Annotated in this window: 4 protein-coding genes; all 4 read right to left on the bottom strand. The window is 56.5% G+C overall.

What is annotated here, in order from left to right; all coding sequences use genetic code 11:
* Positions 1–849 (bottom strand): phage terminase large subunit (terL, locus tag XMM383_RS11600; RefSeq protein WP_173506475.1); only part of this gene is annotated, 849 nt, incomplete at its 3' end.
* Positions 850–970: 121 nt separating this feature from the next.
* Positions 971–1,153, bottom strand: coding sequence for a hypothetical protein (locus XMM383_RS11595; protein ID WP_173488454.1), 183 nt, complete (start codon positions 1,151–1,153; stop codon positions 971–973).
* A 128-nt stretch (positions 1,154–1,281) separates the two neighbouring features.
* Positions 1,282–1,485 (bottom strand): hypothetical protein, encoded by a 204-nt coding sequence (locus tag XMM383_RS11590; protein ID WP_173488453.1) that lies wholly within the window; start codon positions 1,483–1,485, stop codon positions 1,282–1,284.
* Positions 1,482–1,723: lysozyme (locus XMM383_RS11585; protein ID WP_173506474.1), on the bottom strand; the 242-nt coding region annotated here is incomplete at its 5' end. The genes XMM383_RS11590 and XMM383_RS11585, both read right to left, overlap by 4 nt.

Genomic DNA, 1,723 nt, shown 5'->3' with positions numbered 1-1,723 from the left:
GAGGGCGGTCGAGAGCATGAACTGCATCGCGAACCCGGCTTTGCCGTAGGAGGCCTCACGCTCGATCAGGTCAGCATCGTCAAAACGCTTGGGATCGGTAGGCTGTCCTTCGTCATACGGGAGTTGCTTGATGTATTCGGCCAGAGTGTCACCGTACATCTCCCGCATCTTCTCGTTTGGCATCCGAGCGGGCCAGATTTGGACCTTATAGCCACGATCAGGCAGCTTGGAGTACAGCGAGTCCTCGGTCTGAGGGGTCCCTAGAAAGACCACACGGGAGCCGGAGAGTGGCTTGAGGATAGCGTCGAACTCCTTAACGCTCTCTGACAGCTTGTCACGGGCAGATTGGGTGAATGCGTTGTTCAGAACCTCGATGTCGTCTGCAACAATCAGGTCTGCACGGCTACCGGTAAGCTGGCCGGTGATACCCACGGACTTCACCGAGGGAGATTGGTCGGCCACTGCTGGGCCAACGTCGAATGAAATCTTCGATTGACGCTGTTCTGGACGTGGACGGAGGTATTCCAGCCCCTCCATCTCCCAGATCAGCCGCTGGGTGAACGTCGAGAAGGCGTCAGCGCGATCCTTAGAGGCCGATACGACCATGATCTTGGTCTGAGGGTCACAGATAAGCCGCCAGACGACGTATGCCGCCGTGATGTGGGACTTACCGACACCTCGGAAGGCCTGAATACAGGATCGCTTGGGTCCATATTGCAGGAAGTCCGCAATGTCGTACTGCAAGGGTGTCGGTTCGGGCAGTCCGAGGTACTTGTGGACGTACCAGAGGAACACCTTGAAGTCGGATCGGATCTTCCGATGGAACTCTGTATTGGGGATGTTGGCCATGGGGCCTCCATTGGCTTACGGAGCGCCTACGAGAGCGCAATCCTTACGATTTGGTAGTGGTAGGTGCCCAGAAAGCTACCGCCTCTCAGCGGCGCTCTCAGAGGCTCCTAGAGTGTGGTGTTCAGTTACCACATGCTGACTCGAACCGCTCAACGAAGAGGTCGAGTTCGATCAGGTTCTCCGTAGAGATGCCTGAGGCGTCCAGATTGGGACGTGGGATTTCGCAGATGGCGCTATCAGAGCCAACCACGAGATCGCAGGCGCTCAACAGCAGCATCGCGATCAGCAGAAGGTTCCACTTCATCGATGATCTCCTTGGTTTTCTCGTGTCTCACGAAGTCACGTATGCGCTGTGCGTCCCGTTCTTTCTTTGTGCCGTACCGGATAGCCGCAAAGAGGACACCGAGCATGACGGCAATGCCTATGAAGAAGTCACGAAGGTGTTTCAAAGGACCGACCTCCCTGCTTGAACACTGCGTCGATGGCGAATGCGCCAGCAGCAAATGCGAACACAGGCATTGTGAGATACTCAGCGGCCTGCATGGCCCGCTCGTTGAAGACACCCCAGATGAACACCCCGGCCAGCGCCAGGAGCATCGCTACGGCGACCTCTCGCTTGTAGGTCTTGGGTTTCATTTGTCTGTTCCTTCCAGAAAGAGTGCGCGTTCTTCTTCGCGCCGTTTGGTCAGTCCTCGCAGGACCACCATCTGGCCCCCTTGGCGTTGTTTGTTCCACCGAAGGAACTCGTCTGCAGCCCCTACGTAATCGTAAGCATTCAGCTTTCTGAGAAGCGTAGAAGTGCGGAAGTTGGCCCCTCCAAGGTTGAAGATGAAGCTGGCCAGAGCGTCGTACTGAGGCTGCGTTAGAGGTACCT

It is taken from the genome of Marinobacterium sp. xm-m-383, assembly GCF_013283255.1.
GTDB lineage: Bacteria > Pseudomonadota > Gammaproteobacteria > Pseudomonadales > Balneatricaceae > Marinobacterium_E.
This window is presented reverse-complemented; position numbering and strand designations above follow the sequence as displayed.